We start from the raw sequence: 23,040 nt of genomic DNA on the forward strand, positions 1-23,040 counted from the left end.
TCCCGAGGATCGGAGCGCAGCGCAGCGAGCACCGGACCGGAACGAGTGACCGACGAGTCCCAAGAAAAACGATGACTCTGAATCACTCGTGAGGATCGGAGCGCAGCGCAGCGAGCACCGGACCGGAACGAGTGACCGAAGAGTCCCCATGAAAATGTTCCTGAACACGCCACACCCACGAGTGAGGACACTCCCATGACCCCCATCCCCGAGACGCCGGACGACGTCACGCAGGGCAAGACCGTCGAGCAGCGCGGCCTGTGGTTCGAGGAGTACGAGGTGGGTACGACGTACCTGCACCGCCCCGGACGCACGGCGACCGAAGCCGACAACACTCTGTTCACGACGCTGACGATGAACACGCAGGCCCTGCACCTCGACGCCGCCTACGGCGCCGAGACGGAGTTCGGCGAGCGCCTCGTCAACTCGATGTGGACACTCTCGACCCTCGTCGGCCTCAGCGTCGCGCAGCTGACGATGGGCACCATCGTCGCGAATCTCGGCTTCAGCGAGATCTCGTTCCCGGCGCCGATGAAGGCCGGTGACACGCTCTACGCGGAGACGACCGTCGAGGACAAGCGCGAGTCGAAATCGCGCCCAGGCCAGGGCATCGTCACGCTGCGCCACACCGGGCGCAACCAGCACGGCGACGTCGTCGCGGTGGCGGTGCGTCAGACGCTCGTGAAGTGCGCACCGGCTTCCTGAACCAGCCGACCTCATGACCAGCACCTGGTGACGGTTGGGGTAAGTGGTGATGTCTGACCGTCACCACGTACCCCAACCGTCACCGTTTTCGACCCGGAGGAACCGATGGACACTGCAACCTCGTGGACGATGCCCGGCCCCGGCTGGCTCTTCTGCCCCGCCGACCGCCCTGAGCGTTACGCGAAGGCCGCGGCAGCCGCGGACGTCGTCATCCTCGACCTCGAGGACGCGGTGAGCCCGGACGCCAAGGCGGGAGCGCGTCAGTCGATCATCGATGACCTGCAGGACGTCGAGCGCACGGTCGTGCGCGTCAACGCGGCCACCACGGACGAGTTCGCCGACGACCTCGCCGCGCTCGAGAAGACGCCATACCGGCGCGTCATGCTCGCGAAGACGGAGACGCGCGCCGACGTCGACAAGCTCGACGGGTACGAGGTCATCGCCCTCGTCGAGTCGCCGCTCGGCGCGGTGAACGCCTCCCAGATCGCAGCGGCCGAGAACGTCGTCGGCTTCATGTGGGGTTCGGAAGACCTCACCGCAGGGCTCGGCGGGCGCCGTAGCCGCCTCGCCGACGGCAGCTATCACCCGATCGTGACGCAGGTGCGCGGCAGCGTCCTGCTCGCCGCCAAGGCCCACGGCTGCTTCGCCCTCGACTCGGTCTTCATGGACATCGGCGATCTCGACGCCCTCGCCGCGGAGACCGACGACGCGGTGAACATCGGCTTCGACGCGAAGGTCGCCATCCATCCCAAGCAGGTCGCGGTCATCCGCGACGCCTACGCGCCCACCGACGAGCAGGTCGCCTGGGCCGAGGGCCTCCTCGCAGCCGCCGAGGGCGAGCGCGGCGTCTTCACGTACGAGGGTCAGATGGTCGACGGGCCGGTGTTCAAGCAGGCCCAGCAGATCCTGCGGCGCGCGGAGAACTGACGCCGTCCAATCACTCACATCGGAAGCCCCGACGTCGCCCCACCGGTGACGCCGGGGCTTCGTCGCAGCCTGCGTCCACATCGACGAGCAAGATGTTGGGATTAGAGAAACCCCTGGTTATTGCTACGCCGGAACCTCGATCTCGACCAGGAGGTAATCCACGACCACGGTCAACGCCAAGCTCGAAGGCATCGACGCCGCGGCCATCGACAAGCTGTCCTGCAACGCCAAGGACGACCCCTCGACCCGTCGCAAGACGCTCAAGGCACGCACCGAGTGCGAGGCCGGCTTCCGCAACATGACGTACGTGCGCGACCTCAAGCCGGTGCTCGTCGGCGAGCCGCCGGCACTCCTCGGCGACGACTCCGCGCCGAACCCGAGCGAGATGGCCCTCGCCGCCCTCGGCTCCTGCGTCTCCGTCGGCCTGCTCGCCAACGCGACGCACCGCGGCGTCACGCTCGACAAGATCATTGTCGAGATGGAGGGCGACATCGACATCTCGGCCGTCTGGGGCGTCGGCGACGTGCCGGACGACAAGCAGACGGGCTTCTCCGACGTCCGCATCAAGGTGACGCTCGCCGGTGACGCCGACGACGCCGTCCTGCAGGAGATCCACGACAACGCGGTCAAGTGGTCGCCGGTCGTCGGCACCTACACGCGCAACGTGAAGGTCGACTCCGACCTCACGATCGAAGCCTGATCGCACCCCTCGAACGGCCCCGCGCCAACCCCGGTGCGGGGCCGTTCGCGTCGTCCCTGTGCGCCGCCGACGGCCCACGCACCGACGCCGACCCACTCGACGCGCCGCCCACGGCGCGCTGCCCGACCACCCGGAGGAACCATGACCACCACCGCGACCCGCGCACCCCAGACCTCCGTCCCCACGATCGACGAGGCCCTGCTCGAGGACATCCGTGAGCACGCGAGCGCCCTCGACCGCGGTGAGGAGCAGGCTCGCCGCTCCTTCCCAAAGCTCGGCGAGCGCGGCCTGCTCGATCTCGGCGCTCCGCACAACTCCGGCGGCAACCTGCCCGCCCAGGTCGACGTCATCCGCGCCGTCGCCCGCGAGTGCATGAGCAGCGCGTTCGCGCTGTGGGCCACGCGCATGACGATCGAGTACCTGCGCGCGGCCGGCACCGACACCGCCTCGCGCTGGGCCGACGAGCTCGCCACCAGCAACCGCCTCGGCGTGACCGGCATGGCGTCCGCGATGAAGGACGTCGCCGGCTGCGGCTCCGTCGACCTGTCGGCCACCGAGGTCGACGGCGGCTACACGATCAGCGGTTCGCTGCGCTGGGCGAGCAACCTCTACGACGACTCCCTCATGGTGAGCGCGGCCCGCGCCGGCGACGGTTCGAAGTTCGCCTTCGCCCTCCCCCTCGAGCGTGACGGCGTGAGCCTCGGCAAGCCGTTCGGCCTGCTCGGCCTCGGGTCGACGGCGTCGTCCTTCGTCACGCTCGACGAGGTGTTCGTCAGCAACGACGAGGTGCTCTCCCGCAACTTCGAGACGTTCCTGCGCGGCATCCGCCCCACGTTCCTCACCCTGCAGACGGCGATGTGCGTCGGCCTCGCGAGCAAGAGCCTCGAGGAGGCCCGGGAAGGTCTCGTCGGTGTGAACTCCGTCTTCACCGCCGAGGTCGACACGACGGGCGGCCGCCACGCTCTCATCGAGACGACGACGCGTCGCCTCGCCGCCTCCGTCGGCACCGAGGAGGCTCCGCGCCCGAAGGAACTGCTTTCGATGCGCCTCGCCGCCGCAGAGGTCGCGACGGCCACTGCCGGTCTCGAGATCCGCACCGCCGGCGGCAAGGGCTACGCGAGCGCCACCCCGGCGTCGCGCCGCTTCCGCGAGGCGACCTTCATTCCCGTTCAGAGCCCCAGCGAAGGTCAGCTGCGCTGGGAGCTCTCCCAGGCGAACTGAGGCCGGGCATGGACGACAACTGGACCGACCCCGGCTACATCGACCCGGTCGCCCTGCGCAACACGATGGGCGCGTTCCCCACGGGCGTCACCGTCATCACGACGACGACCGGAGGGACGACACCCGTCGGCCTCACCGTGAGTTCGTTCACCTCGGTCTCGCTCAAGCCACCGTTGCTCCTGGTCTGCGTGGCGCGGACGGCCGGCAGCCTGCCGGCGTTCCGCGTCGGCAAGCACATGGCCGTCAACGTGCTCGGGCGTGACCAGGAGAGCGTCGCGCGGTTGTTCGCCGGACGCAGCGAGGACCGGTTCGCCGGACTCGATTACTCCAGCTCGGCCAACGGCTCGCCCCTGCTCGCCGGCACCTCGGCGTGGGTGAGCGGCTTCGTCGAGCGCATCTACGACGCGGGCGACCACGTCATCCTCCTCACCCACATCGAGGAGATGCAGCGCAACGACAAGGGCCCCTTGCTCTACCACTCCGGCACGATGCACGACTGGAACGAAGCAGCCCTCACCTACGAGATCTGACGCTCCACCGAAACCAGAAGGACCACCATGACCGACACCCTCGAGCGCCCGGGCGACAGCGCCTCGGACGCCCAGAACAGCGACGAGCACGTGCCTGCGCACCGCTCGTCCGGCACGAGCCCGACGCCCGCCGCGCGACCCGTCTCCGAGTTCTCGACCATCCCCGAGATGGTCGACCGCGTCGCTTCGGGAGCCCTGGAGAAGGCGAGCCATCCGCTGTCGCACTTCGTGCGCTCCCTCATCGGCGGCGTCTTCGTCGCCTTCGGCGTCCTGCTCTCCCTGACGGTGGCAACCAACGTGTCGACGCCCGGCCTCAAATCCCCCGTTGTGGGCCTGGCCTTCGGGATGTCGTTCGTCCTCATCCTCGTCTCGGGCGTCTCGCTCATCACCGCCGACATGGCCGCGGGCCTCATCCTCCTGCTGCGCCGCCAGATCAGAGTCGGCGCGTACGCCCGGTTCCTCGGGCTCGGGCTCGTGGGAAACCTGCTCGGCACCCTCTTCTTCGTCACGGTGGCCGCCCTCGCCGGTGGGCCCTATCTCGCGAAGCCGTTCACCGAGCAGGCGCTCAAGGTCGGCGTCGCGAAGAGCGGTGAGGGCACGTTCTCGGCCATCCTGCTCGCCGTCCTGTGCACCTGGTTCCTGCAGACCGCCATGTTCATGTTCTTCAAGGCACGCAATGAAGGCACCCGGATGGCGTTAGCGTTCTACGGCCCGTTCGCCTTCGTCGTCGGCGGCACGCAGCACGTCATCGCGAACATCGGCTTCATCGGTTTCCCGTGGCTGCTCCACGCGTTCCACCCCGACGCCGCGCCCGCCACGCCCATCACGTGGGACTTCGGCGATCACGGCATGCTGCGTAACCTCGCGACGACGACGCTCGGCAACTTCATCGGCGGCGCCCTGCTCGTGGCGCTCCCGTTCTACATCGTCTCGCGGCTCATGCAGCGCGAGCGCTGAGTTCCGAGCGAACGTGAAGAAGGCAGGCACCTGGCTGGGGTGCCTACCTCCTTCACGTTGTCGGACCTGAGCCGACATCGATCAGCTCTCCAGCGGATCCGCCACGTCGCGCGCGGCGATGACCGAGCGGCCGAGGAAGAACAGTGCGATCGCGGCAGCCACGAGTGCCGCGACGCCGGCGCCGATGAAGACGGTGTGCACCTGGACGACGCCGGCGTCGCGCACCGTCTGGGCGTTGGGCCGGTCGACCTTCTGCATCTCCGTCGAGAAGCGGTGAAGACCGACGGCCGTGAGCAGCGCGAGTCCGACGACCATGCCCATCATGCGGCCGACGACGACGAGCGCGGACGTCACGCCGTGTGCGCTCTCCGGGGCGTCGGCGAGCGCCGCGTCGTTGACGGGGGCGATGGCGAGACCGATGCCGAAGCCCGCGACGAGGAGCACGAGCGTCGAGATGACGAGATCGGAGAGGGCTCCGCTGCGCCACCCCGACATGACGACGATGGCCCCGCCCGCGAGCACGAGCCCGGGAGCCGCGACGAACGCCGGGCCGATGCGGCGCAGCAGGAGACCGCCGACGAGCGCACCGATCGGCACGGCGACGAGGAAGCGCAGCAGGACGAAGGCTGCCGTCGTCTGCGAGTTCGTCATCGTGAGGCGCGCGAGCACCGGGATCTCGACGACGACCGCCACGAGGGCCGTCCCGACGAGGAATGACACGAGCAGCGCCGCAGGCACACGTCCGGTGAGCACGCCGCGCTCGATGAGCGGCTGCTTCGCCGTCAGGTGCCGCACGACGTAGCCGACGAGCGACACCCCGGCGACCGGCAGCAGCCAGACACCCGAGTCGCTCATGACCTGCTTCGAGGAGTCGGCGGTGGCGAACGTCCACACGACACACGCCAGCGCGCCGGTGAGCAGGGCAGCACCGAACACGTCGACCGCCCGAAGGCGCGGCCACCACACCGGAGCCGTGAGCACGACGAAGCCGGCGAGCAGGCCGAGACCCCAGAACCCGATCGGCGTGATGAGGCGGGACGTGTAGCCCTCGTACGGCACGAACGGCGGGCCGTAAGTGACGTTGGACGTCAGCTTCTCCGGCGCCCACAGCGCGAACATGACGACGGCCGTGCCGAGCGCTCCGGCGATCCAGCCGACGCGTGCGACCCAGCGAGCGCCGAGACGCAGCGGTTCACCGGTCGGCGCGCCGCGGCCGAGCACGGCGATGACGAGGGCCAGGACGACCGCCGCGCCGGCGTTGAGCCAGAAGATGGCCCGCCAGGACCAGAACGCGAGGACGGCTGCGCCGAGCAGCGGGCCGATGACGGCACCGATCTCCTGCACGGCCGAGACCATGCCGAGGGCGACGCCGCGGCGTCCGCGCGGCAGGAGATCGGCCACCAGGGCGAGCGTGGCGGGCACGAGGCCGCCACCGCCAATGCCCTGAATGACACGGCCTCCAACGATGACCGGGAGGTCCACGGCGAGCGCCGTCACGACGCTTCCGAGGCCGAAGAGCACGAGGCACCACAGGAGCACGCGCTGGCGTGACACGAGGTCGGACAGCCGCCCGATGAGGGGAAGCACCGCGATGTAGCCGAGCAGGAAACCCGAGACGATCGGCGCGGCACGCTGCAGCTGGTCGATACCGAGCCCGACGCCCGACATCATCTCCTCGAGCGCGAGGACGACGACGTAGGTGTCGGCAGCCGTCAACAGGACGGCGAGCGCTGCCGTGGCGAGCAGCGTCTTCGATCGGGGCGTCGGCTCGCTCACGGCGGGCGTCACGGTGGCGTCCGTGCTCATGCGGGCTTGGAGATCGTTGCCTTCTGCCCGAACTTCGACATCTCGAGGTTGTACGTGGCGTCGGACGAGTCGAAGAACGAACCGTTGATCGCCATCGAACGCATCTCGTTCTTGTCGTTGAGACCGACCTCGACCGTGTAGTTCTTACGCGTGCGCCCGAAGCCCATGGCCTTCGTGGCGGTGGGTCCGTCGACCGTGCCCTTGAACAGGGTCACCTTCTCGCCGCCGACGAGCTTCTCGCCCGTCTTCTTCATGTCCTTGCTCAGCACCGGCAGTGCCGGGAGGCCCTTCGAGGCGTTGAACAGCGACGACGGCAGCGGCACACCCATGTCGTCGAGGTTGACGGCGATGTACTTCGACGAGAAGCCGGGCTTGACCCAGCTCTCCTTCTCGATGCTGATGACCTCGGCCTTGACGTCGCTGCCGCCGGTGTTCGCGGTGACCGTGCCCTTGAACGACTGCGGCGAGTTGACGACGTCGCCCTCACCGGACTTCAGGGACGACTCCTGGTCCGGCGTCCCCGAGGAGGTGAGCTTGACGTGGTAACCCGCCGTCTTCGCCATGACGTCCTGCGCGGCCTTGAGGCGCGTGCTGGCGTCGCTGTCGTCCGACGTGTCGGACTTCTTCGTCGACGAGCACCCGGCGAGGGCGAGCGTGGCGAAAGCTCCGGCGAGCGCGATGCGGCGGGAGGGCAACTGTGCGGTCATGCGGTCAACCTATCCATCGGGGGCGCGCGAGCGCCCCATTTGTGCGCATTGGCGTTTCCCGATTGAGACGCTCGCCGAAGCCTTCCCGGTTCCGCCCACCTGTCGGCGGCAGCGTGTGTTTGGGTGTGTTCATGGCCCGCATCGACTGGAACACCCGCGAAGTGACTGCGCCCGACGGCGCCCGACTTGCCGTCTTCGTCCACGAACCGGCCGGTCTCGCCCCGGACGCGACGACGATCGTCATGGCGCACGGGTGGACGCTGGATCACCGCTCCTGGGAGCCCGTCGCCGAGCGGCTCGCCGCCGAGGGCGGGCGTCGCATCGTGGCGTGGGATCAGCGCGGACACGGCGGCTCAAGCGTCGCCGGTGGCGCACGACGTGGCGGGGAGGCGAGCGTCCACGCGCTCGGGGACGACCTCGCCCTCGTCATCGAGAAGGCCGTTCCGGCGGGCTCACCGATCATCCTGGCGGGCCACTCGATGGGCGGTATGACGATCATGGCGTTCGCGGGCATGCACCCCGACGTCGTGCGCGAGCGCGTCACGTCCGTCGTCCTCGTGGCGACGTCCGCCGGGCAGCTGCGCGGCCTGCGCATCCCCGGCGAAGCACTCGCCATGCGGGCCCTGAGCCACATCCCGTGGCGCCCGGGCGTTTTCGCGACGACGCGTTCGCAGCGCATCGCGTTCGGCCAGGAGGCCCGCAAGGAGGACGTCATCGCCGCGCGCGCCCAGATGCGCGGCACCCGCCTGTCGACGACCGGCAGCTACTACAAGGCCCTCATGGCCCACGACGAGCTCGCGGCCCTTGAGTCACTCAAGGACACCCCGGTGACGATTCTCGTCGGCACGCGCGACATGCTCACCCCGCCGCGGCACGCCAAGGCGCTCGCCGAGGCACTGCCGGACGCCGACGCTCAGTTCCTCGAGGGCAAGGGGCACATGCTCACCTACGAGGCGCCCGACGAGGTGGCCGCCGCCATCCTCCGATCCTGAGCGGCCACCGGGGCACCGGTCCCGCGTTTCCCAGGCAACTTCTCGGGGCGGCTTGCCGTCAGGCGAGCCCTGCCTGACGCTCCAGCCCCGCGAGGATGAGGTCGAGGCCGGCGACGAACTGCTCGACGTCGTCGTGGTCGCGGAAGATCGGCGCCATCGAGTGTGCGAAGGGAAACACCTTGGGGTCGCGCTGCATCCACGTGTCGGCCCACTCGCCGAGATAGCGCTCGCGCATCTCGTCGGGGTTCTCCCCCGGCTCGGGTTCGGGTGCCTGCTCGATCGCCATCTGCGCGCCCATGCCGACGACGTAGTTGACGACGACCGAAACGGCCTGGAAGCGGTGCCGATCCGTGAGGTCGAGGCGCAACAGGTGTTGGCCGATGCCCTCCCAGAACACGAGTGGGTTCTCCTGCAGCTCCATGTCGTGCATGAAGTGCGCCGCCGTCCACGGGCGCGCCTGGCGGAACGCTTGGCGACATGTTCGGTTGCCGCCGCAGCCTCCTCCTCGGTCTCAGCGCCTTTGGCGCCGTCAGCCTCGGCGTCCTCTTCATCGACGCGGCGTGGCAGCTCGCCGCCATCCGCGCCCTGCTTGGCAAGGCGATCGGCCTCATCGTCACCGTCGCGATGATCGGCTTCGCCATCGGCCCGGTGCTCTCGGGCCTCGCCGTCGAGCACATGAGCTGGCACGTCCTGCTCCTGCTCAACGCGCCCGTCGCCCTCATCGCCGTGCTCGGTGTTGCCTGGGGCATCCCGGCCGACGAGAAGAGCGAACTTCGCACCGGCAGCCTCGACACCGTCGGCGCCTTCTTCTCCATCACGACGCTCGCCGTCGGCCTCTACTCCTTCACCAGCGGCCTCCAGAACGGCTGGGCCTCGACGACGACGCTCACCTGCTTCGCCGTCGCCGTCGCCGCAGGCATCGGCTTCTACCTTCGTGAGCGCAGCGCCGCCAACCCGATGGTCGACCTCAACCTGCTCGCTCGCCCCGCCGTCCGCGGCAGCGCCCTTATCCAGACCGCCGTCATGCTCGCCATGGTCGGCACGATGTACGGCACCTCGCAGCAGTTCCAGTTCGCCTGGGGTTGGAGCCCGGTCGAGGCCGGTTTCGCCAACCTGCCGTTCGTCTTCGCGATGCTCGCCGCGTCGCCCTTGGCCGACAAGCTCATCGCGACGATCGGTCAGCGCAAGACGTCGGTCTTCGGCGGCTCGATGGCGGTGCTCGGCCTCGTCGTCATGACGTTCGCCGTCGCGCAGAACTTCATCGCCATCGCGGCAGCCACGATGATCCTCGTCGTCGGCGTCCGCTGCACCATGAGCAGCGCCGCCCTCGCCCTCATGAACGACCTGCCCGAGGACCAGACGTCCTTCGGTGCCGCGCTCAACGACACCGTGCAGGAGCTCGGTAACTCGGTCGGCGTCGCCATCATCGGCACCGTCATGGCCATCGTCGTCGGCATCAACCTTCCCGGTGGCCAGTGGCCGCAGGCGCTCGTCGACAACTTCATCCACGCCGAGCAGATCAGCTTCGCCATGATGGCCGTCGTCGTCGCCGGCTTCGTAGCCCTGGGCGCCCGCTCCCTCACGGACTCGAAGGCCACCGACGAGCACTGAGCCACGCCCCCCTCTCACGATGTTGAGCGGTGAGCGCGACACCGATGCCGCGCTCACCGCTCAACATCGTCATGGGGTGGGGCGGTTTCGGCACGGGGCGCCGGGCCTCGGTCGTAGCGTGAGCCCATGTCGAACCACGACCCTGCCCAGGCGATGACGGACGACGACGCGGTGGCCGCTTTCCGTGCCGCGTTGCGCCACCCGACCGTCGCCGGAAGCGCCTACGACGCCGCGGTGTTCAGCGCGTTTCACGAGACGCTGCGCTCGTCATTCCCCTTGCTGTTCGCCGCGGCGGAGTCGGTCGAGGTGCCGGGCGACGCTCTGCTTCTGCGCGTCGGCGGAACCACCGACGCCGATCCGCTCGTCCTCATGGCTCACCAGGACGTCGTCCCGATCGAACCGAGCGACACGTGGACGCACCCGCCCTTCGACGCCCATGACGACGGGGAGTTCCTCTGGGGCCGGGGAACACTCGACGACAAGGGTTCCCTCGTCGCCATCTGCGTGGCGATCGAGCGGTTGCTCGGCCGCGGGGTCACGCCCCGTCGCGACGTCTGGCTCTCCTTCGGCGCCGACGAGGAAGTCATGGGTCATCACGCCGCGGCCGCCGTCGAGGCATTGCGGGCGCGCGGCGTCACGCCGTTCCTCGTGCTCGACGAGGGCGGCGCCGTGGCCTCCGAGGTCTTCCCCGGCGTGACGAAGCCCGTCGCGATGATCGGCGTCGCCGAGAAGGGCACGGCCGATCTCCGGCTCGTCGCACACGGCGACGGCGGGCACGCCTCGACCCCGAAGACGGGCGGCGCCACGGCGAAACTGGCCCGCGCCATCTCGGCACTCGACGCCAACCCCGCCCCCGCGCGGCTGACGCCGACCGCCGTCGCGATGTTCGAGGCTGTCGCCGAGGTCGCGGCCCGACCCCTCTCGCTCGTCCTGGGCCGGATCGGGTCGGCGAGCGGCCTCTTCGCCCGGATTCTCACGCGCCTCGGCCCCGAGACCGCCGCGATCGTCCGCACGACGCGGGCCGTCACGATGCTCGAGGGCTCGAAGGCCCAGAACGTCATCGCGACCACCGCGACAGCCGGCGTCAACATGCGCATCAGTGTCGGCGAGAGCCTCGACGAAGCGGTGCACGCCGTCGAGCGGGCCGTCAGGCCCCACGCACAGGTCGAGCTCATCGGCGGCAGCGGGCCGACGCAGGTGGCGCCCGTCGATCACCCCGCGTTCCAGACGCTGCGCCGCGTGACACGCGAGGTGCTGGCCGACGCCCACGTCGCTCCCTACGTCATGAACCAGGCCACGGACGCCCGTCACTTCCACGCCGTGTGGCCGCACGTCTATCGCTTCACCCCGTTCCATATGTCGAAAGCGCAGCGCGAGAGTCTGCACAACGTCGACGAGCGCATCACGCGGGCCTCGTGGCTCGAGGGCGTGCGCTGGTACGAGCGTCTCGTCGAGGAGGCCTGATTCCCGTGGAGCTGAGCACGCGATCGGGCGGCGACGTCGTTCCGAAGATCGCCGCCGTCGTCGGCTTCCTCGTCGTGGTGGAACTGACGTCCGGCGTCATCCAGGGCTACTTCACGCCGCTCTACACCGATATCGCGCGGCATCTGGGCATCCACGACGCCGATGTGAACTGGTTCGAGGCGGCGCAGTTGCTCGTCTCCGCGGTCACGGTGCCGGTGTTGGCGCGCCTCGGCGACATCGTCGGGCACAAACGCGTGCTCCTGCTCTCCAGTGCGATCACGGCGTGCGCCGCATGGGGCGTCGCCTTCGCGCCGAACTTCTGGCTCTTCCTCATCGCCTGGGCGCTCATGGGGCCGTACGTCGTGTGGCTGCCGCTCGAGATCGCGCTCGTTCACCGGCGCACGAAGGGCGATAGCTCGCGCACCCGGACGGCTGCTGCCGTGCTCGTCCTCGCGCTCGAGGTCGGCGTCATCGCAGGAGCGCTGACGTCAGGCGCCCTCCAACCGGTGATCGGCATGACGGGTCTGCTCGCCATCCCGGCAGTCGCGATCACGGCGTGCTTCGTCGTCATCTGGTTCGGGGTGCCCGAGACGCCCCCGACGGGCTCGCACCGCCTCGACCTGCCGGGTGCCGCGCTGCTGTGCGGGTTGTTGCTCGCCGTCATGGCCGGGCTGATGCTCGTGCGCTTCGTCGGGCCGGGAAGCCCGTGGCCGTGGTTGGCCCTCGTCGTCGGAGCCGGCCTTGTCGTGCCGTTCGTGCGCCACGAGATGCGCCACCCCGACCCGGTCATCGACGTACGCCTCCTGCGTGAGCGCCGTCAGTTGTCGGTGCAGCTGGCCACCGGCCTGTTCGGCTTCAGCGTGCTCGGCGCCCAAATCCCGCTGTCGACGTTCGCCCGCACCGACCCGGACGTCACGGGCTACGGCCTCGGCGCCAGCGCGGGTGGGGTCTCGATGCTCATCGGCGGCTACGTGCTGTCCATGGGGCTCGGTGCCGTGACGGCGCCCGCGCTCGCGAAGCGGCTCGGCGAGTTCGGCGCGCTGGCGGTGGCCGCGTGCCTCGTGGCGCTCGGGTACGGGCTCAACGTCGTCAGTCACGGTTCGGTCGTCGGCCTGCTCGTCAACATGATGATCGCCGGAATCGGAAGCGGCGCCCTCGTGGCGGCGCTCCCGGTGGCCGCCGCCGGTGCGGCACCGGCGTCGCACACGGGCCAGATGACGGGGCTGACGAACATGGCGAAGACGGTGGGCGGCGCGATCGCGTCCAGCATCTTCGCCCTGTGCCTGGCCTCGGCCGGGCAGACGGAGGACGTGGGCGACCACGCGCCGCTGGGCGGCTACCTCGCCGTCTGGGCGATCTGCTCGGCCACGGCCGTCGGCGCGGCCCTCCTGCTGTGGCGCGCCCGCCGCGTGAGCGGTGGCCCCGAACCCCAGTGATGCAGAAAGTGGAGGTTGTGCACGAAATATCGTGCACAACCTCCACTTTTCGCGGTCAACCAGGCGTCAGCCTCAGCGGGCGTCGCTGCGGGGAACGATGATCATCGGCACCGGCAGAGCGGCGAGCATGCGCGTGGCCGACGTGCCGAGGAACGTCGTGCGCCCGCGCGCCAGGCGCGAGGAGCCGACCATGAGGGCGGTGCGCTCGTCCCAGTCCATCTTCTTGACGGCGTGCTTGAGCGAGCGGCCCTTGCCGACGCGCGTCGTGACGTCGGCGCGCGCACCGATGCGCTTCGCCGCGTTAGCGAGCACGCGCTCGGCCTCGTCGAAGCCGTCGACGTGCAGCTGCTTGTCGTCCTTGAGCGAGACGAGGTCGAGCGGCAGGCCGACGCGGGCAACACCCTCGGCTGCCTCGAGCACGATCTCTTGCGCGCCCGGGCGCGGGCCGATGGCCGCCGACAGCGACGCGAGGGTGTCGAACTTCGACTTGCGGTAGTTACGCGGCGCCATCGCCACCGGAACGGGGCTCGCGTGGAGCAGACCCCCGACGATGGGGTTCGTCGCCACGGCCTGACCGGGGCCGGAACCGGCACCGATGACGATCATGGCCGAGCCGAGCTGCTCGGCGGTGCGCAGGATGCCCTGCGTGATCGACGTGTCGTGCGCGACGTGCGTCTCGACGTTGACGTCCTTGTCGACCGACTTCGCGGCCTTCTTCAGCCAGCCGCGGGCCTCCTTCTCCACCCCCTTCTCGAAGCTCGTGTCGCCGATGGCCAGCGTCGCCGTGTGCGTGGGGTGGTGCACGACGTAGACGATGTCGAGTGTGGCGTCGAAGGTGCGCGCCAGCACGGAGCCCAGCTTGAGGGCGTCCTGGGAGCGCTTGTCGCCACCCCAGGCGACGAGGTAGCGGGAGCCGCCCGCGGGCACTGCAGAGTCGTTGTTTGCCATGAGTCGAACTTACCGCCCGTCGGGTGAGATTGGTCCCCTCCCAAGGGTGCTCCCCTGAACGAGAAACCGTGGCCGGCACGAAGAGAGGCGGCGGCTCCCAGGGGAACCGCCGCCTCTCGTGAGGGAACGTGTCAGCTCACGGCACCGGGCACGACCTTGAGGCCCGTGACCGGAGCCTCCATACCCGCCGGCGCCTCGACACCCTCGGGCATCTTCAGCGCCTCGCCGCGCTCGACGTCGATGACGACGTTCTGCCCGTCGAGCACCTCGCCGCCGAGCAGCGCACGCGCGAGGCGGTCGCCGATCTCCTTCTGCACGAGTCGGCGCAGCGGACGTGCGCCGTAGGCCGGGTCGTAACCCGTCGCCGCGAGCCACTCGCGCGCGGCCGGCGTCACGTCGAGCGTGATGCGGCGGTCGGCGAGGCGGCGGCTGAGCGACGCCACCTGCAGTTCGACGATGTGCGAGAGCTCGTCCTGCGTCAGCGGATCGAAGATGACGACCTCGTCGAGACGGTTGAGGAACTCGGGCTTGAACTGCCCGCGCACCGCACCCATGACGGCGTCACGCTTCGCGTCCGGGCTCATCGTCGGGTCGACGAGGTACTGGCTGCCCAGGTTCGAGGTCATGACGAGGATGACGTTGCGGAAGTCGACCGTGCGGCCCTGACCGTCCGTGAGGCGTCCGTCGTCGAGCACCTGCAGCAGGATGTCGAAGGTCTCGGGGTGAGCCTTCTCCACCTCGTCGAGCAGCACGACCGAGTACGGGCGACGACGCACGGCCTCGGTGAGCTGTCCGCCCTCTTCGTACCCGACGTATCCGGGCGGCGAGCCGATGAGGCGAGCCACCGCGTGACGCTCCGAGTACTCCGACATGTCGATGCGCACCATGGCGCGCTCGTCGTCGAAGAGGAAGTCGGCGAGCGACTTCGCGAGTTCCGTCTTACCCACACCCGTCGGGCCGAGGAAGAGGAACGAACCGGTCGGACGATCGGGGTCGGCGATGCCGGAGCGCGAACGGCGCACGGCGTCGGACACAGCCTCCACGGCATCACGCTGGCCGATGAGACGCTCACCGAGGAAGTCCTCCATGCGCAGGAGCTTCTCGGTCTCGCCCTCGAGCAGGCGGCCCGCGGGGATACCGGTCCAGGCCGCGATGACCTCGGCGATGTCGTCGGCTCCGACCTCCTCGGAGACCATCGGCGCCTCGCCACCGGCCGTCGAGCTGGTGGCCTCGGCCGCCTGGGCCTCCTCGAGCTGCTTCTCGAGCGTCGGGATGTCGCCGTAGAGCAGCTTCGACGCCGACGCGTAGTCGCCCTCGCGCTGCAGCCGCTCGGCCTGCGTGCGCAGGTCGTCGATCTGAGCCTTGAGGTCACCCACCTTGTTGAGGCCGGCCTTCTCCGCCTCCCAGCGCGCCGTCAGCGCGGCGAGTTGCTCCTCGGTGTCGGCGAGGTCGGCCCGCAGCTTCTTGAGCCGGTCGACGGACGCCGGGTCGGTCTCGTTCTCGAGGTGCAGCTCCTCCATCTTGAGACGGTCGACGCTACGGCGCAGCTGGTCGATCTCGACCGGCGAGGAGTCGATCTCCATGCGCAAGCGCGATGCGGCCTCGTCGATGAGGTCGATGGCCTTGTCGGGCAGCTGACGGCTCGTGATGTAGCGGTCGCTCAGCGACGCCGCGGCGACGAGCGCCTGGTCCGCGATGGCCACCTTGTGGTGCGCCTCGTAGCGCTCCTTGAGCCCGCGCAGGATGGCGATCGTGTCCTCGACGCTCGGCTCACCGACGAACACCTGCTGGAAGCGACGCTCGAGCGCCGGGTCCTTCTCGATGTTCTCGCGGTACTCGTCGAGCGTCGTCGCGCCGACGAGGCGCAGTTCGCCGCGCGCGAGCATCGGCTTGAGCATGTTGCCCGCGTCCATCGACGAGTCGCCGCCGGCGCCCGCGCCGACGACCGTGTGGATCTCGTCGATGAAGGTGACGATCTCGCCGTCGGAGCTCTTGATCTCCTCGAGAACGGCCTTGAGGCGCTCCTCGAACTCGCCGCGGTACTTGGCTCCGGCGACCATGGCGCCGAGGTCGAGCGAAATGAGGCGCTTGTCGCGCAAGCTCTCCGGCACGTCACCGGCGACGATGCGCTGTGCGAGGCCCTCGACGACGGCCGTCTTGCCGACGCCGGGCTCACCGATGAGCACCGGGTTGTTCTTCGTTCGGCGGCTGAGCACCTGCACGACGCGACGGATCTCGCTGTCGCGGCCGATAACCGGGTCGAGCTTGCCCTCGCGGGCGACGGCGGTGAGGTCGGTACCGAACTTCTCGAGCGCCTCGAAGGTGCCCTCCGGGTCGGCGTTCGTCACCTTGCGCCCGCCACGTGTGCCCGGGATCGCAGCCTCGATGCCCTCGGCGTCGAGCGACGAGAAACGGCCGGTGCGCGCGAGCGCGAGAAGGATGTGGTCGGTGGAGGTGAACGAGTCACCCATCGACGACATGATCGTGCGCGCCTGCTCGAGGATGTTGAGCAGTTCGCGGCTCATGCCCGGCTGTCCGACGCTGGCGCCGCTCGAGCTGGGGTACGTGGCGAGCACGCGGTCGGCCTCCGCCGTGACGGCGGCCGGGCTCGATGCCGAGGCCTCGAGCAGGGGACGCGTCGTCGTGTCGGTCTGCTCGACGAGCGCCTTGAGCATGTGGGCAGGCTCGATCGACGGGTTGCCCGCCGTCTGCGCTGCGGTGACGGCGCCGGAGAGGGCCTCCTGCGCCTTCGTGGTTAGTTGAAGATCCATTGGCTGACTCCTTGCCCTTGAAACGTGTGCGATGCGTGCTGCTTTCACCGTGTCACTGGGAACAGTTCTACTGGGTGCAACACTGCTTGTCATCGTCAACGACAGGAAAGTTGAGCCTATTCCACTCAAGGCTGTCGCCAGTGCGGCGTTTCTCCACCAACGACACGGTCACCGACGTCGCTGCCGGTTCGCTGCTGCGAGATGCGGACCTCGACGAGTCCGGGAGGCGACGCCTGATCGGAGCCCGCGAGCCCCCGCAACCATCCTCGCGGCTCGCGCCGGACGATTGACGCGATTTCGGGTTGTCACACCCCGGTGAGACTCTGAACTGTGCGCAGTCTCGGCAAGATCCTCTCCTCCACACGCGTGTTGTGGCCCTCCTACGTCGCCATCCTCTTCACCTCGGTGCTCATCACCGCAACGGCGTTGCTCATGCCGTTCATCATCTCGGGTGCCACCGACGAGGTCGTCGATGTCGTCAAGGCGGGTGGGCACACCGACGGGCATGTGAAGACGATCGTGTGGTTCGCCGTCGCGCTACTCGTCGCTGACCTCGCGAACACGTTCATCAGCAACATCGGCGGGTACATCGGTGACGTCGCCGCGGTACGCATGCGCCGCATCCTGTCGACGCGTTACTTCGAGAAGCTGCTCACGCTGCCGCAGAGCTACTTCGACCGTGAACTGACCGGCACGATCATCAACCGGTTGTCGCGCAACATCTCCGAGACGACGCAGTTCCTCAACATGTTCGCGAACAACTTCCTGCCGATGTTGCTCACGACGTTCGCGGTACTCATCATCTCGGCGGTCTACTCGTGGCCACTCGCGCTCTTGCTGCTCATCGTCTTCCCGGTCTACATGTACCTGACGACGCTCACGAGCAAGAAGTGGCAGGTGCTCGAGCAACAGAAGAACGAGCAGTTCGACATCGCCGGCGGCCGCTTCGCGGAGGTCGTCGGGCAGATCCGCGTCGTCAAGAGCTTCGGCCAGGAAAAGCGCGAGCTCACGTCGTTCGACGACCGGTACGCCAGCACCGTCGCGACCACGCGCGTGCAGTCGCGCTACTGGCACCTCATGGACGCCGCCCGCCGCGGCTCGCTCAACGTCATCTTCTTCGGCGTGTACGCCATCGTGTTCGTACAGACCGTGCGCGGCGTCTTCACCATCGGCGACATGGTGCTGCTCATCCAGCTCGTCAACATGGCCCGCCAGCCCGTCATGATGATGAGTTACCTCGTCGACTCGGGCCAGCGCGCCGTCGCGGGCAGCCGCGACTACTTCAAGGTGCTCGACGAAATGCCCGAGCGTGACATCGCCGCCCTCGCTGCCGACGATGCGCCGGCGTCGCGGGAGAGCAGCGCGACGGCTCGTGGGAGCGTCGACGGCCGCGACGACACCGTGATCGAGTTCGACGACGCGACCTTCGGCTACGACGACGATCGCGCGGTGCTCGAGCACATCGACCTCTCCATCCGACACGGTGAGCGCATCGCGTTCGTCGGCGAGTCGGGCGGCGGCAAGACGACGCTCATCAGCCTGCTGCTCGGCCTCTACCGCCTGCGCGAGGGCCGCCTCAGCGTCTTCGGTCGCGACGTCGACGAGACGCCGCTCGCGCAGCTGCGCTCGGACTTCGGCGTGGTCTTCCAGGACAGCTCGCTGTTCAGCGGAACCATCCGGGAGAACATCGCGTACGGGCGGCCCGACGCGAGCGAGGAAGAGATCGTCGACGCCGCGAAGCGCGCAAACGCCGACATCTTCATCCGCCGTTTCGACGACGGCTACGACACGACGATCGGCGAACGCGGTCTCAAGCTCTCGGGTGGGCAGAAGCAGCGCATCGCCGTGGCGCGAGCGATGCTCAAGGACGCCCCGATCCTCATTCTCGACGAGGCGACGAGCGCGCTCGACACGAAGTCGGAGCGCCTCGTGCAGGCCGGCCTCGACGAGCTGATGGAGGGGCGCACGTCGCTCATCATCGCGCACCGCCTCTCGACGATCAGCACGGTCGACCGCATCGTCACGCTGCGTGACGGGCGCATCGACGAGATCGGGCCCCCTGAGGAACTCGCCGTCTCCGGCGGCATCTATGCGGAGCTTTTGGCCCTGCAGGCCTCGGGGCGCAAGACCGACAAGAAGCGCCTCAAGGAATACGACATCGCCGGCTGACAAGAACGGAGCCTGCGTGGGCACCGCAGCGGAGCGAGGATGTCCGCGCTGGCTCCGGGCGCAGGCAACCGCGTCATGTGATCGCGGGCTGACAAGAACGGCTTGGGTGGTGGGACCGGAGCGAAGCGAGGATTCCGCCACCCAAGCCGGGCGCAGACGATCGCGTCAGGAGACCGTGCCGGTGAGGTGCTCGACGGCGAGACGGCCCAGCGCATTCGCGGCCAGCGGGCTGTCCCCCGTGAGCAGCTTGCGGTCTGCGTGAACGGCACCGGTCATGTCGTCGTTGACGAGCGTGATGCCTTGACCGCGCAACGCTTCACCGAGCGCCCAGGTGAGCTTGCCCGGCAGGTAGCCGATCTCGACGTTGACGCCCTCGTCGAGAGAGTCGGGGAACACCGCGATCGAGTAGCCGTCGAACGGTGAGGAGCCGTTCTCGCCGGCCGCGAGCAGCGCAGCCGGACCGTGGCAGAGGGTGATGACGTAGCGGTCGACGTCCAATGCCCAGCGCAGCACCGCGCCGACGTTCTCGTCATCCTGAAGCGAAATCATCGCACCGTGACCGCCCGGAATGAAGATGGCCACGTACTCGCTGTCGGCGCCCAGCTCGTTCTTCACGACGTCCGCGAGGTTCTTCGGGTTGCGGATCTTGGGCAACAGGGTCTCGAACGCGTCCTTGACGGCGTCGTCCTCCTTGGGGAACGCCCAGTACTCGAACTTGCCCATGAGCCCGGACGGCGTCGCGATCTCGATCTCGTACCCCGCCTCGCTCAGGTGCATGAGGGGTACGAGCGTCTCGATCGGGTGGTTGCCGGTGCTGAACAGCGCCTCTCCCTCGACGGGCAGGTAACGTTCATCGACCATGACGGCGAGGATCTTCTTCGGCCCCTCGGTCACGGTGCGCTTCTCACCGCCGTCGAAATCGCTCTTCGCCGGGACGTACTGGCCCAGGGAGTACACCGAGGGGAAGTACGCGCCGTGCTCGGCCTCGTCGGCCTGGGGCTTTTTGGACTCGGACATGGTGTGACCTCCAGATCAGGTTGAATCCTGCTCAGGCTCAACGCCTCTCGCGCTGAACTATTCCAGCAGTACCTCGGCGCATGATGCCCTGTTCGTGCTGGGTGCGATGCTTCCCGTCGAGGGCGCGCCGCTCACGTGCGACCACGTTCCCGCCGTGCGGGGCGACGGACGACGAGGCGCAATCGTGGACCACCGCCTCCCGTCCTCCGTGTCAGCGGGTGACGTCGGGGTAGGTGTCGCCGTCGAGGTCGAAGTCGACGACTTCTCGGCGCACCGTGTCGGTGTAGGTCATGTTCTGCGTCTCGCGATCGACGCTCAGACGCAGCCGCTCGACGGCGTACACCTCGGTGCTGATGACCGGGCGCTCCTCGTGCAGCACGACGTCGTAACTGTCGGCCTCTGCCGAACGGCGGGCTCCGGAGCGCTCGCGTTCGTCGCGCTGGCCGTCGTAAACCTCGTCGCGTGAGTCGGAGCGCACGCCGTCAATGGCATCGTCGTCCCGGCCTTCGGCCTCGCCGTAGGCGCCGGCGGGGGTCTCCTTCGAGCCGTACGGCATGCCGCCGGTGCGGTCCTCGATGCGCGGCTCCCAGTACGACGGAGGCAGATCGAGCACCTCCTCGCTGCCGTCGTCGTAGACCCGCACGAGGTCAGCCACCTCACGGCGCACGGGCAGCGTCACCGTCAGTTCCTCGACGATGATGCGCTTGCGCACCTCGACCCGCCCCACCTCGTAGCGTTCGACGCCGGGCGTCAGGCGCTCCTCGTGCAGCACCATGCCGTCCGCCTCGTCGCGGCGCCCGTCGAAGGGGCGCTCGACGCCTCGCTGGTCGCTCATCTGTGACTCCTTCGTCCGTGGCGCGGTGCGCCACCCGGTTTCACGTTCACGCTACCGGAGCGGTCGAAGGCACGCTCCCCTGCGGCCACCCCTTGCGGAGCGCTGCCGAGTGAGAAAAGGTGAAGGCATGACTGACAACCAGAAGATCACCGTTACCCGCACGATCGAGGCTCCGGCCCAGAGCGTGTTCAACGTGCTCACCAACCCGGCCGAGCACGTGAAGCTCGACGGCTCCGGCTTCATCCGCAGCGTCGACCACGGCGACCGCATCCATAAGGTCGGCCAGGTGTTCACCATGAACATGGAGGGCGAGCACATGGGCGGCGAATACCAGACCGACAACCACGTCACCGGTTACGTCGACGACAAGCTCGTCGCCTGGCAGACGGCGCCGGCCGGCACCGAGCCGAAGGGCTGGGAGTGGATGTACGAGCTCGACGCCAAGGGCCCGAACGAGACCGAGGTGACCCTCACGTACGACTGGAGCAAGGTCACCGACAAGGAACTGCTCAAGAAGGTGCACTTCCCGCTCGTCCAGGAGCACGCGCTCGAGGAGAGCCTGCAGAAGCTCTCCGAGCTGGCCGCAAGCTGACGCCTGAAGCGCACAAGGCGAAGCGCCGCACGCCCGAAAGGGGGTGCGGCGCTTCGTCGCGTCGGTCAGCGGGCGTCGGTCAGCGGGTGGGCTGCTGCGCGGGGTTGTCGTCGAGCCAGCCGCCGTGCTCCTCGGCCAGTTTCTCGAAGCGCTCGGCGAGCGCCTGCGCGACGGCGGAGGCGGCGTCGTCGATCGTCGCCTGACGCACGTAGACGCCCCAGTCGTGGTCTTCGTCGTCCTCTTCACCGGCGAGCGCCTCGCGGACGACGCGCACCTCGGTGAAGTCGTCCTCCTCAAGCAGGTCTTCAGCGATCTCGTCGGCGATCTCGCGTTCGGGGAAGATCATGAGGTACTCGGTCATGCCACCACTGTGCCAAGCGAGCTCGCCGATTGCCACAGGACGCGCCGCCGGTAGATTGGGCGGCGTTCCCCCACTCAAGGAGTCCCCCGAATGACTTGGGCGTTCGTCATCGCGCTGATCCTTCTCGTGCTCGTCGCGCTGAGCAACTTCGCGCTGCAGAAGCGCGTGCGCCAGCTCGAGCAGGAGGTGACCGATCTGCGCAGCGGCCAGGACATCTCCCAGCGCGTCAGCTACCTCGTGAACAACGGCCGCGAGGTCGAGGCGATCGCGGTGTACCGCAAGGCCACCGGGCTCGGTCTCGTCGAGAGCAAGAGCGCCGTCGAGGTCATCGCGAGGAACAACCCGCAGATGTGACGACGGCTCGGTTCACCCGGCTTTCACGACGTCGTCGCACGCCGGTCGTCGGGGCGCCACGACGACGTCGGCCGTCGGCTCTAGGTTCGCGGCGATGAACGGACGTTATGTGGCGGTGGGTGACTCGTTCACCGAGGGCGTCGGTGACGCGAACCTCATGTACCCCAACGGCGTGCGCGGGTGGGCCGATCGTATGGCCCGCCAGATGGGGCGCGCGGACGCGACGTGGGAGTACGCGAACTTCGCCATCCGCAGTAAACGCCTCGACGAGATCGTCGACGACCAGTTCGACGCCGCACTCGCGTTGAACCCGACGCTCATCTCCTTCTACGCAGGCGGCAACGACATCCTCGCCGTCCGCTCCGATATGCCCGCCATCATGGAGCGTTACGAGGCCGCGCTGCAGCGCCTCGTCGGATCGGGCGCGCAGGTGCTGCTGTTCACGACGTTCGACGTGAAAATCTCGACGGCGCTCGAGCCGCTGCGGCGGCGCATCGTCTTCTACAACGACTCCGTGCGCGAACTGGCCCGCCAGTACGGCTGCCTGCTCGTCGATCACACCCAGTTTCGCGAGTTCGACGACCCGCGCATGTGGGCGTTCGACCGCATCCACATGAGCCGGCTCGGGCACAAGCACCTCGCCGCCTACGTGCTCGCCGAACTCGGCATCCCCCACACGCTCAAACTGCCGGAGCTGCCTCCGTTCGAGGCGCCGCACTGGCGCGAGAGCATCCGCACCGAGAGCCGATGGCTCGCCACCGAGGTGATCCCCCTCTTCCGGCGCCGCATCAACGGCGTCCGTGAGGGCGATTCGCTCCCCCCGAAGTGGCCCGAACCGATCCGCCCCGCGGACGGCATGAAGCGACTGGCCCGTGCGCGCGCGGGTGACGCCGTCGAGGTCAGGGCACGCGCAGGTGAACGCCACGCCGGCTGAGCG

General features: G+C 68.7%; 22 protein-coding genes. 14 read left to right on the forward strand and 8 right to left on the reverse strand.

The window, feature by feature from the left end:
* Nucleotides 1-195: 195 nt before the first annotated feature.
* The 6 genes from IM689_RS00860 to IM689_RS00885 all read left to right on the forward strand — a co-directional run bounded on the left by IM689_RS00860 (nucleotide 196) and on the right by IM689_RS00885 (nucleotide 5,040).
* Nucleotides 196-705 (forward strand): MaoC family dehydratase, encoded by a 510-nt coding sequence (locus IM689_RS00860; protein ID WP_047310477.1) that lies wholly within the window; start codon nucleotides 196-198, stop codon nucleotides 703-705.
* Between the two features lie 105 nt (nucleotides 706-810).
* Nucleotides 811-1,632 carry an HpcH/HpaI aldolase/citrate lyase family protein gene (locus IM689_RS00865; RefSeq protein WP_193642499.1) on the forward strand — a complete coding sequence of 274 codons (822 nt, stop codon included), beginning with the start codon at nucleotides 811-813 and terminating at the stop codon, nucleotides 1,630-1,632.
* 298 nt (nucleotides 1,633-1,930) lie between these two features.
* Nucleotides 1,931-2,332, forward strand: coding sequence for an OsmC family protein (locus IM689_RS00870; protein WP_227484342.1), 402 nt, complete (start codon nucleotides 1,931-1,933; stop codon nucleotides 2,330-2,332).
* A 141-nt stretch (nucleotides 2,333-2,473) separates the two neighbouring features.
* The gene (locus tag IM689_RS00875; RefSeq protein WP_193642500.1) at nucleotides 2,474-3,553 is read left to right on the forward strand and encodes an acyl-CoA dehydrogenase family protein; all 1,080 of its coding nucleotides are present in this window, start codon (nucleotides 2,474-2,476) and stop codon (nucleotides 3,551-3,553) included.
* An 8-nt stretch (nucleotides 3,554-3,561) separates the two neighbouring features.
* Nucleotides 3,562-4,083, forward strand: a complete 522-nt coding sequence (locus IM689_RS00880; RefSeq protein WP_193642501.1) for a flavin reductase family protein — start codon at nucleotides 3,562-3,564, stop codon at nucleotides 4,081-4,083.
* A gap of 27 nt (nucleotides 4,084-4,110) precedes the next feature.
* Nucleotides 4,111-5,040, forward strand: coding sequence for a formate/nitrite transporter family protein (locus IM689_RS00885; RefSeq protein ID WP_193642502.1), 930 nt, complete (start codon nucleotides 4,111-4,113; stop codon nucleotides 5,038-5,040).
* Nucleotides 5,041-5,121: 81 nt separating this feature from the next.
* Here the strand turns inward: IM689_RS00885 and IM689_RS00890 are convergent, their stop codons facing one another.
* On the reverse strand, nucleotides 5,122-6,846 hold the full coding sequence (locus IM689_RS00890) for an MFS transporter (RefSeq protein WP_193642503.1): 1,725 nt from the start codon (nucleotides 6,844-6,846) through the stop codon (nucleotides 5,122-5,124).
* Entirely contained in the window at nucleotides 6,843-7,553 is a 711-nt protein-coding gene (locus IM689_RS00895) for an LppX_LprAFG lipoprotein (RefSeq protein WP_193642504.1), read from the reverse strand. The genes IM689_RS00890 and IM689_RS00895 overlap by 4 nt, the downstream gene beginning before the upstream one ends.
* Before the next feature lie 131 nt (nucleotides 7,554-7,684).
* Between IM689_RS00895 and IM689_RS00900 the strand changes: the two genes are divergently transcribed.
* Nucleotides 7,685-8,545 (forward strand): alpha/beta fold hydrolase, encoded by an 861-nt coding sequence (locus IM689_RS00900; RefSeq protein ID WP_129664139.1) that lies wholly within the window; start codon nucleotides 7,685-7,687, stop codon nucleotides 8,543-8,545.
* A 58-nt stretch (nucleotides 8,546-8,603) separates the two neighbouring features.
* Here the strand turns inward: IM689_RS00900 and IM689_RS00905 are convergent, their stop codons facing one another.
* The gene (locus tag IM689_RS00905; protein WP_227484343.1) at nucleotides 8,604-8,975 is read right to left on the reverse strand and encodes a TetR/AcrR family transcriptional regulator C-terminal domain-containing protein; all 372 of its coding nucleotides are present in this window, start codon (nucleotides 8,973-8,975) and stop codon (nucleotides 8,604-8,606) included.
* 47 nt (nucleotides 8,976-9,022) lie between these two features.
* On the opposite strand from IM689_RS00905, the gene IM689_RS00910 reads away from it, so the two are divergent.
* The 3 genes from IM689_RS00910 to IM689_RS00920 all read left to right on the forward strand — a co-directional run bounded on the left by IM689_RS00910 (nucleotide 9,023) and on the right by IM689_RS00920 (nucleotide 13,056).
* Nucleotides 9,023-10,156: an MFS transporter gene (locus IM689_RS00910; RefSeq protein ID WP_193642505.1), complete on the forward strand. Its 1,134-nt coding sequence runs from the start codon at nucleotides 9,023-9,025 to the stop codon at nucleotides 10,154-10,156.
* Nucleotides 10,157-10,282: 126 nt separating this feature from the next.
* Nucleotides 10,283-11,620: a M20/M25/M40 family metallo-hydrolase gene (locus IM689_RS00915; protein ID WP_227484344.1), complete on the forward strand. Its 1,338-nt coding sequence runs from the start codon at nucleotides 10,283-10,285 to the stop codon at nucleotides 11,618-11,620.
* Nucleotides 11,621-11,625: 5 nt separating this feature from the next.
* Entirely contained in the window at nucleotides 11,626-13,056 is a 1,431-nt protein-coding gene (locus tag IM689_RS00920) for an MFS transporter (RefSeq protein WP_129664133.1), read from the forward strand.
* A 72-nt stretch (nucleotides 13,057-13,128) separates the two neighbouring features.
* On the opposite strand, the gene IM689_RS00925 is transcribed toward IM689_RS00920, so the two are convergent.
* Nucleotides 13,129-14,004: a universal stress protein gene (locus IM689_RS00925; RefSeq protein ID WP_193642506.1), complete on the reverse strand. Its 876-nt coding sequence runs from the start codon at nucleotides 14,002-14,004 to the stop codon at nucleotides 13,129-13,131.
* A gap of 131 nt (nucleotides 14,005-14,135) precedes the next feature.
* Nucleotides 14,136-16,775 (reverse strand): ATP-dependent chaperone ClpB, encoded by a 2,640-nt coding sequence (gene clpB / locus IM689_RS00930; protein WP_193642507.1) that lies wholly within the window; start codon nucleotides 16,773-16,775, stop codon nucleotides 14,136-14,138.
* Nucleotides 16,776-17,105: 330 nt separating this feature from the next.
* Between clpB and IM689_RS00935 the strand changes: the two genes are divergently transcribed.
* Entirely contained in the window at nucleotides 17,106-18,944 is a 1,839-nt protein-coding gene (locus tag IM689_RS00935; RefSeq protein ID WP_193642508.1) for an ABC transporter ATP-binding protein, read from the forward strand.
* 165 nt (nucleotides 18,945-19,109) lie between these two features.
* On the opposite strand, the gene hchA is transcribed toward IM689_RS00935, so the two are convergent.
* Nucleotides 19,110-19,961, reverse strand: a complete 852-nt coding sequence (gene hchA, locus IM689_RS00940; protein WP_193642509.1) for a glyoxalase III HchA — start codon at nucleotides 19,959-19,961, stop codon at nucleotides 19,110-19,112.
* A gap of 211 nt (nucleotides 19,962-20,172) precedes the next feature.
* A complete protein-coding gene (locus tag IM689_RS00945; RefSeq protein ID WP_193642510.1) occupies nucleotides 20,173-20,796 on the reverse strand; it encodes a DUF2382 domain-containing protein in 624 nt (207 codons plus the stop codon).
* Nucleotides 20,797-20,923: 127 nt separating this feature from the next.
* Here IM689_RS00945 and IM689_RS00950 point away from each other — a divergent pair, with 127 nt between their 5' ends.
* Nucleotides 20,924-21,388, forward strand: coding sequence for an SRPBCC family protein (locus tag IM689_RS00950; protein ID WP_193642511.1), 465 nt, complete (start codon nucleotides 20,924-20,926; stop codon nucleotides 21,386-21,388).
* Nucleotides 21,389-21,467: 79 nt separating this feature from the next.
* Here IM689_RS00950 and IM689_RS00955 read toward each other — a convergent pair whose 3' ends face one another.
* Nucleotides 21,468-21,749 (reverse strand): hypothetical protein, encoded by a 282-nt coding sequence (locus IM689_RS00955; RefSeq protein WP_193642512.1) that lies wholly within the window; start codon nucleotides 21,747-21,749, stop codon nucleotides 21,468-21,470.
* 90 nt (nucleotides 21,750-21,839) lie between these two features.
* Here IM689_RS00955 and IM689_RS00960 point away from each other — a divergent pair, with 90 nt between their 5' ends.
* Both IM689_RS00960 and IM689_RS00965 read left to right on the forward strand, forming a co-directional pair.
* Nucleotides 21,840-22,103 (forward strand): hypothetical protein, encoded by a 264-nt coding sequence (locus tag IM689_RS00960; protein ID WP_193642513.1) that lies wholly within the window; start codon nucleotides 21,840-21,842, stop codon nucleotides 22,101-22,103.
* Between the two features lie 94 nt (nucleotides 22,104-22,197).
* Nucleotides 22,198-23,037 carry an SGNH/GDSL hydrolase family protein gene (locus IM689_RS00965; protein WP_193642514.1) on the forward strand — a complete coding sequence of 280 codons (840 nt, stop codon included), beginning with the start codon at nucleotides 22,198-22,200 and terminating at the stop codon, nucleotides 23,035-23,037.
* Nucleotides 23,038-23,040 lie beyond the last annotated feature (3 nt).

Origin of the sequence: Dermacoccus barathri (assembly GCF_015070805.1) — a bacterium.
Taxonomy (GTDB): domain Bacteria; phylum Actinomycetota; class Actinomycetes; order Actinomycetales; family Dermatophilaceae; genus Dermacoccus; species Dermacoccus abyssi.